Annotated in this window: 6 protein-coding genes; 3 read left to right on the plus strand and 3 right to left on the minus strand. The window is 39.6% G+C overall.

Annotated elements, in window-relative coordinates; all coding sequences use genetic code 11:
• Positions 1-218 precede the first annotated feature (218 nt).
• Positions 219-1,901: a dihydroxy-acid dehydratase gene (gene ilvD, locus M3210_RS05335; RefSeq protein ID WP_251512246.1), complete on the minus strand. Its 1,683-nt coding sequence runs from the start codon at positions 1,899-1,901 to the stop codon at positions 219-221.
• 183 nt (positions 1,902-2,084) lie between these two features.
• Entirely contained in the window at positions 2,085-2,873 is a 789-nt protein-coding gene (locus M3210_RS05340) for an HAD family hydrolase (protein WP_251512247.1), read from the minus strand.
• 286 nt (positions 2,874-3,159) lie between these two features.
• Between M3210_RS05340 and M3210_RS05345 the strand changes: the two genes are divergently transcribed.
• Positions 3,160-4,254 carry a branched-chain amino acid aminotransferase gene (locus M3210_RS05345; protein ID WP_251512248.1) on the plus strand — a complete coding sequence of 365 codons (1,095 nt, stop codon included), beginning with the start codon at positions 3,160-3,162 and terminating at the stop codon, positions 4,252-4,254.
• A gap of 266 nt (positions 4,255-4,520) precedes the next feature.
• Entirely contained in the window at positions 4,521-5,378 is an 858-nt protein-coding gene (locus tag M3210_RS05350; RefSeq protein ID WP_251512249.1) for a YitT family protein, read from the plus strand.
• Positions 5,379-5,484: 106 nt separating this feature from the next.
• Here the strand turns inward: M3210_RS05350 and M3210_RS05355 are convergent, their stop codons facing one another.
• Positions 5,485-6,438 carry a dipeptidase gene (locus tag M3210_RS05355; protein WP_251512250.1) on the minus strand — a complete coding sequence of 318 codons (954 nt, stop codon included), beginning with the start codon at positions 6,436-6,438 and terminating at the stop codon, positions 5,485-5,487.
• Positions 6,439-6,580: 142 nt separating this feature from the next.
• Here M3210_RS05355 and M3210_RS05360 point away from each other — a divergent pair, with 142 nt between their 5' ends.
• Positions 6,581-7,597, plus strand: a complete 1,017-nt coding sequence (locus tag M3210_RS05360; RefSeq protein ID WP_251512251.1) for a GTPase — start codon at positions 6,581-6,583, stop codon at positions 7,595-7,597.
• Positions 7,598-7,814: the final 217 nt, after the last annotated feature.

Raw genomic sequence — 7,814 nt, forward strand, 5'->3', positions numbered from 1 at the left:
TGTCACACTTTTTAGTTTAATAAATAAACTTAATTTTTTTCTGATTTTTTTATTTTCTGAGGGCTATCGTAGTACGTTTCGTTTGAAGCATTCTCATATTTTCCAAGAAATTGTCATCACTGTTAAACATATAGTATTTTAGGATTTTCACGTACCGGAGACATTTATTTTAAAACAAAAAAATAACCCAGGAATTCACCCTGGGTTATTTTCTATCTTTAGCGATTTAAGTAATCCGTGACAGCACCTTTTGATGCACTAGTCACATTATGTGCATATTTACCCAATACGCCTTTTTTATAAAGCGGTGGCGCTACCCACTCGCTGCGGCGTCTTTCTATTTCTTCTTCGGACACATCGAAAGAAAGTACCATTTCTTCCGTATCGACAGTCACCATATCTCCCTCTCGAAGCAAAGCAATCGGACCGCCAACTTGAGCTTCTGGCGCAATATGACCTACCACCAAGCCGTGAGTCCCGCCAGAAAAACGTCCATCCGTTAAGAGTGCTACTTTCTCTCCAAGCCCTTTACCTACTAGTATACTAGAAATGGATAACATTTCCGGCATTCCTGGACCACCTTTTGGACCGACATAACGAATGACAAGAACGTCCCCTTCTTTGATCTCGTCATTCATGACAGCTTTCGTTGCAGCTTCCTCTGTATCAAATACACGAGCTGGACCTGTATGGCGAGTAACTTTAACTCCAGATACTTTCGCAACTGATCCTTCAGGAGATAGGTTACCTTTCAGAACAATCAATGGTCCATCCTTTCGTTTTGGTTTATCAAGAGGCATGATTACCTGTTGCCCCTCCGCCAGATCAGGGACATCTTTTAAGTTTTCAGCCAATGTTTTCCCAGTGACTGTCAAACAATCACCATGCAAATAGCCGTTTTCTAGTAATAATTTCATAACAGCTGGAACTCCGCCAACTTTGTACAAATCTTGGAAAACGTATTTTCCACTAGGTTTCAAATCTGCTAAATGCGGTACTTCTTTCTGGATGCGTGCAAAATCATCAATCGTTAGATCAACTTCAATGGCATGCGCAATCGCAAGCAAATGAAGGATCGCGTTGGTAGAACCACCAAGTGCCATTACGACAACAATAGCATTTTCAAACGCTTCTTTTGTCATAATGTCTTTCGGGAAGATACGTTTCTCTATTAATTTATAGACTGCTTTACCTGCTTCTTTCGAGTCGATCCACTTATCTTTAGACTCAGCCGGATGAGATGAGCTTCCAGGTAAACTCATTCCAAGTGCTTCTACCGCGGATGCCATCGTATTTGCTGTATACATTCCGCCACAAGCACCTGCACCAGGACAGGCTGCACATTCAATATCCCTTAATTCGTCATCACTTATTTCACCTTTATTATTTTTTCCGACACCTTCAAATACAGAAACGAGATCAATATCTTTTCCGTTCAGATTCCCCGGAGAAATCGTTCCACCGTAAACAAAGACGGAAGGAATTTCGGCATTAGCTATTGCAATCATACAGCCAGGGATATTTTTATCACATCCACCAAATGCAACGAGCCCGTCCAAGTTCTCAGCACCAACTACGGTTTCAATCGAGTCGGCGATGATTTCCCGACTTGGCAGGGAGTAACGCATGCCTTGTGTACCCATGGAAATACCATCTGATACCGTGATGGTGTGGAAAAGAAACGGTACTGCTCCAGCCTCACGCACCCCTTCTCTTGCATTTTTTGCTAGAGATCCTAGATGGACGTTACATGGGGTGACATCACTTTCCGAATCGGCAACCCCAACCATTGGTTTTTTAAAATCTTCATCAGTAAGTCCTACTGCCCGGAGCATCGCCCGGTTTGGTGAGCGCATTTTACCATCAAATGCTTGACTCTTTATTCTTAGATCCTTTGTCATTTTTTCTCCACCCTTCATTTTCGAATCATTATAAGATTAATTTTCAAATATTTCAATGTATTATTTTGTTTTACGCTTTAGTAAACTCTCGAAATAAGTCGACAAATCAAGCATTTTGACGCACTGAAAATTTTTTCCTTCCAAAAGAAAAATCGTGTTGTCCTGAACGAACAACACGATTTATTATGAATTTATACGATCGAGTAAAGGCAAAAGGTCCATCAACTCATTTATTTCATATTCGGGCCTCACTTTTTCAGCTATAGCTCCTTTTCGATTAATCCAAACCGAAGTGATTCCTGTCCTCACTGCTCCTAGAATATCTGTATTTAGATTATCCCCTACCATCAGCACATCTTCTTTATCTTTTTCCACTAACTCTAAAACATGTTCAAAGATAGATGTATCTGGTTTCCCTCTACCAAATTCTCCAGAGATCACAATATGTTCAAAATATGGTGCGAGGGTTGGAGTAAGCTCAAGTTTTAAGTTTTGAAGTGCAGGAGAACCATTCGTCAATAAAACCATTTCATACTTGTCTTTTAACGCATCAAGTAATTGAATAGTATCCAGATAAAGTCTAGCAGTCTTTTTTCTCATCTCTGGAAAAGTTTCACCAAGCTCTTCTCCAAAGGCCGGATCATCAACCCCTAAATCTTCCAAACCCTTGGTCCATGAATCCTTACGGTATGTCGGCGCCAATTTTCGTAGTTCAGGGAACATCCCACCTTCATCTGGAAATTCTCCCCAAAGCCCTTCAAATGGATTGATGCCAATCATCTTTGTAAATTCATATGTAGGATAATCCGCATATATTATTCTCGCATTCGCTCTTACCCGCTCTTCCAGTTCCTGAGGATCTAGATTATATTTCTCCGCAGCAACATTACAAGTCTCTTCAAAAGCATCTTTTACACTCTTTTCATCCCAAAGCAATGTATCATCAAGATCAAAAATTATTGTCTTAATCACAACTTCTTCTCCCTTCGTATAGTTCCGATACTTTTACTCTAGCATAATATCGATTTAGGTTCACTTGGCAATATATTATAAGTGCTAAATGGTGAAATGTTATCGAATATCACTTCATCATCCTCACTAGCGCTATATATCAACGATTATTCAACTATTTTTAGAAAGATTCATCTATGCATGTAAAACTACTGAATAAACAATAAACTTAAAAAAATAGCCTCTTGCCAAATTTCAAAAAATATCTTATGATTAAGAGAACTTTTCAGGATAAGGAGATAGAGATATGGAAGAACAGTCAATACAAGTTGAGTTGAGCACAGCAAAGAAGGAAAAACCACAGACTGATCAATTAGAATTTGGCAGAACATTTACGGATCACATGTTTGTGATGGATTATTCTGTTACGGACGGGTGGCATAATGCTAAAATTCTACCATATCAGCCAATTTCGGTTGACCCTGCTGCAATGATTTTTCATTATGGACAATCGGTTTTTGAAGGATTAAAGGCATTCCGTACTCCATCTGGTGAGGTTCAGCTGTTTCGTCCTAGAAAAAACTTTGAAAGAATGAACAAATCAAATGAGCGCCTTGTAATTCCTCCAATTGATGAGGATTTTGTTTTACAAGCACTGAAAAAACTAATTGAAATTGATCAAGATTGGGTACCGGATACGGAAGGGACTTCACTTTACATTCGCCCATTTGTTTTTGCAACGGAGCCGTTTTTAGGCGTCGCCCCATCTCATCAATATAAATTTATGATCATCCTATCCCCGGTCGGATCTTACTATAAAGAAGGCATCAATCCGGTGAAAATCGCTGTGGAAGACACTTATGTGCGCGCGGTTAAAGGTGGAACAGGAGAGGCTAAAACTGGCGGTAACTATGCTTCAAGCCTTATCGCTCAAGAAGTGGTCTCCAAAAAAGGATATACTCAAGTGCTCTGGTTGGATGGAGTGGAGAAAAAATACATTGAAGAAGTTGGTAGTATGAACGTCTTCTTCAAGATTGATGGAGAAGTTGTAACTCCGAAATTGAATGGAAGTATTCTAGCGGGGGTAACTCGAGATTCGGTCATTCAATTGTTGAAACACTGGGACGTTCCAGTCGTCGAACGCAGAATAGGCATGCAGGAACTCGCAGATGCCCATGAGGCCGGATTACTTGAAGAAGCATTCGGTTCCGGAACAGCTGCAGTCATTTCACCAATTGGTGCGTTAGGATGGAATGGAAAAGAGTACACCATCAACGGTGGAAAAACGGGTGAAATTTCTAAGAGGATATACGATACGATCACGGGCATCCAATACGGAAAACTCGAAGATCCACTAAACTGGGTGGAGCCCATCACTAGTAAAGCAAAAGTTAATCAATAATCTAAAAAGTTAACTCTGATAATAAATCTCTAGCATTCATGCTAGAGATTTTTTTAATGTTATAACAATTTCTCTACTATTTACGTCATTCGTAGTGAATGGTAAAGTAGATACGGTAGAATATAACATTAAACTTCACACTTTGGAGGTCTTCCTAACGCCTTCACAACTTGTTAGTGAATCAAAATCAGTTTTTACGGTCTGCTTCCCTTCACACATATGCTGGAATATTACAGACCGTTAATGCGTAGGAAAGGAAAACTTGGATGCATACAAAAAATCAACTACTACAATATTACTACATCATCCTTGGTGCAACGATCGTTGGTTTAACGTACAATATGTTCCTGTTACCAGCAAAACTCGCAGCAGGCGGAATATCCGGCATCAGTACCTTGCTGTTTGAATTGTACCATGTCAGTCCAGCACTAGTTCAATTTGCAATTAATATACCGATTTTTCTTATTGGCTGGATAACAATGGGAAAAGATTTCAGCTGGAAAACATTGCTTGGAACATTTTGGGTGCCATTTATTATCTATCTGACCGAAGATATACCACTAACGGTCACTAATCCATTGCTTAGCGCTATTTACGGTGGGATTCTTCTCGGTGTAGGACTAGGAATAGTTTATAAAGGAAATGGATCCACTGGTGGAACGGCAGCAATCGCCCAAATCATGAAACGATTTACAAATATATCAAGTGGTTACGCCCAATTTATTGTGGATGGACTTGTTGTCATCACATCCATATTTGTATTCAGCTTGGAGCTCACATTATTCGCTTTAATGACCATCTTTATTTGTAGCAAGGCAATTGATTTTGTACAGTTGCGCACTTCCGCAACCAAATTGATTGTCATCATCACCAAGGAAGAAGAGAAAATTCAACAGATTATCCGTGATGAAATTGACCGAGGGTTGACGAAAGTCCGGTCCGTCGGAGGCTATTACAACCAAGATCAGACGATGCTTCTCTGCGTTACGGAGCAGCATGAGGCTGTAACATTAAAGAAAATCCTCCAAAAAGAAACTCCCGAAGCTTTTGTGATTTTCATCAATGCTTCAGAAATCCTTGGACGTGGATTCTCCATTGATAAATATTACGGACAAAAATTGTAAAACTGGTACTCTAATAAGAGGTACCAGTTTTTCTATTATTTAAGATGAAGTTTCATTGATTTTTGCGTCTTTTCCAATAACCTTACGAATTATATCAGCTTTCAACCTATGATTTGTAACTGACATTGTTTACAAAGTTCTCATAAGCAAAGCCTTTTACTGTTTCTTCTGAGTAATACTTTAGCAGCTCGTTAATTAAGTTTGGAAATTCCCCGGCATGGCTTAAATCGTCGACAAAATTATCAATGCCATCAAAGTCTGACCCGAAACCGATATGTTTCACTCCTCCTAAAGAACAAATATGGTCAATATGCTTAATTAAATCCGAGATAGTTGCCGTATTACTGTCTTCTTTAATAAATGGTGGGTTGAATACAAGGTGAAGAAAACCACCTCTCTCGATCAATGCCTTTATCGCTTCATCAGGCAAGTTTCTTGGATGATTGCAAATTGCACGGGCATTGGAATGACTAGCGAATGGATATTTTGCGACATCAAGAACATCCCAGAATGCTCTATCAGATAGATGGGAAACATCGGTTAAGATGCCATTCTCATTATTAAGAGCAACCACTTCCTTGCCTAAAGATGTCAGCCCCCCTCCTCTTGGTTCTCCTTGTCCATCTGCGCATAGATTGGCATTGTTCCAAGTAAGTCCGACAGAGAGTACACCCAGGCGGTAAAGGGTTTCCAGCTTCATTAAGTCATTGCCGATACAATCCGCCCCCTCTAAAGTAAGCACCGCCCCTATCTCACCGGGTTTAAGATTTTTAAATTCGGAAAAACTTCTAATATGCTTCATCTCAGGATTTTTCCCTAATATTTCAGTATAAAAAAGATCCACTTGTTCCAGGGCATGCTGCCATTGTTCTGTGGTAGGAACATCAGGCAAGATAAAAATCGCAAAAAATTGTACCTTAACGCCTCCTGCAATTAGGCGTTGTACGTTCGTTTCTAATTCAGGTGCATTACGGAATTCAAGCGGTCCATCAAATTCAATTTCCCTCTTTGCCATCTGCATTTTCCAAAGTGCGTCACAGTGCGTATCAATTATTTTCATAATCATCCCCCTATCCTCTTCCCCGAAAGAATAACACTATTTAAAATAATTAATCAACCCAGAAGAGTAATTCGACAAAAATCGATGGATATATCCAAATAATGAATAATTTGCTAAAATGAAAAAAAGGAGTGTGGATGACTTGCAGCAATATAACGAAAAAGACTTTAATCAGGCATTTGAAGAAGAGACTGCCCAAGTGAATGCTGAACTCGATAAAGAAATCTTATTTGCGATGATTGGTGATGTCAACACAGGAAAGTCATCAACCATCAATCAGCTAGTTGGTGATGAGGTTGCTCAAGTCGGCGCAAGACCGGGAGAAACAACGGGAATCGATCGTTATGTATACCGTGAGAAGATTGTTTTCGTCGATACACCTGGACTAGATGATATTCAAACCAAAAACTCGGAAGAAACGTTAAAATTTTTTAAGCAAGCCGATGTCGTTTTATTTTTCCTCAATGCTGCGGGGACAGTATTATCGGAGGGGGAATTGCGCTCCTTTGAATCCATTCGAAAAACGAATAAAGATATCATCTTCGTGTTGAATAAGATAGATGCGGCGGAAGATATTCCAGGACTTGTCAGTTATATCAAAGAACATACAGGTTCCCGGTTCAAGGTGGTGCCAATATCCTCTAGAACCGGAGAGAATATCGACAAATTACGAAATGAGATTTTGGATATCCTGAAAAAAAAGCATAAAGAAATCCAATTTGCAAGACTGATTAAGGAGAAATCATCGACCGCCAATAAGTGGATTATTGGTGCATCCGGGTCTGCAGCAGCAATCGGCGCAGTGCCTATTCCGGGTTCCGATTTTGTACCTTTGACCGGGATTCAGGTTGGATTAATGGTTAGACTTGCAGCACTTTATGAAAAACCACTATCTAAAGCAAAGGCGAAGGAATTGATATTAGCGACAATCACGGGAAATATCGGAAAAACACTATTTCGACAAGTCGTTAAATTCGTGCCAGGAGCAGGGTCTGTAGCTGGTGGAAGTATTGCGGGCGGGATGACGTTGGCCCTCGGATACGCTGTAAAACATGCATATGAAAATGATATTGAACTAGATGCTAAAACATTAAAATCACTATATGAATATTTTAAAGACAAAAAGCAAAAGAAAGAAGTCGGACAATCCTCAGATTGATCCGTTAATTGTTAAGACCTGCGGTGATATGTCAAGAGTAAAATAAATGATTATTGAGTTATCAAGGTTCAATTATCTTAAAAAAGGCAACACTAAACTAACCCAGTAATATTTACAGAATTTACTGGATATTGTCAGAAGGATTTAGAAGCTAATCATGCTTCATGTATGTACGCTCCTTTCGGCGTGTAAATTTGGTTTTTGCGTAGTAGCGCAT

Origin of the sequence: Oceanobacillus luteolus, assembly GCF_023715655.1 — a bacterium.
GTDB lineage: Bacteria > Bacillota > Bacilli > Bacillales > Amphibacillaceae > Oceanobacillus > Oceanobacillus luteolus.

Excerpts from the sequence above, each read along its gene's own strand:
- ilvD (WP_251512246.1), bottom strand. The coding sequence starts at position 1,901 with ATGACAAAGGATCTAAGAATAAAGAGTCAAGCATTTGATGGTAAAATG.
- M3210_RS05345 (WP_251512248.1), top strand. The coding sequence starts at position 3,160 with ATGGAAGAACAGTCAATACAAGTTGAGTTGAGCACAGCAAAGAAGGAA.
- M3210_RS05350 (WP_251512249.1), top strand. The coding sequence starts at position 4,521 with ATGCATACAAAAAATCAACTACTACAATATTACTACATCATCCTTGGT.
- M3210_RS05355 (WP_251512250.1), bottom strand. The coding sequence starts at position 6,438 with ATGAAAATAATTGATACGCACTGTGACGCACTTTGGAAAATGCAGATG.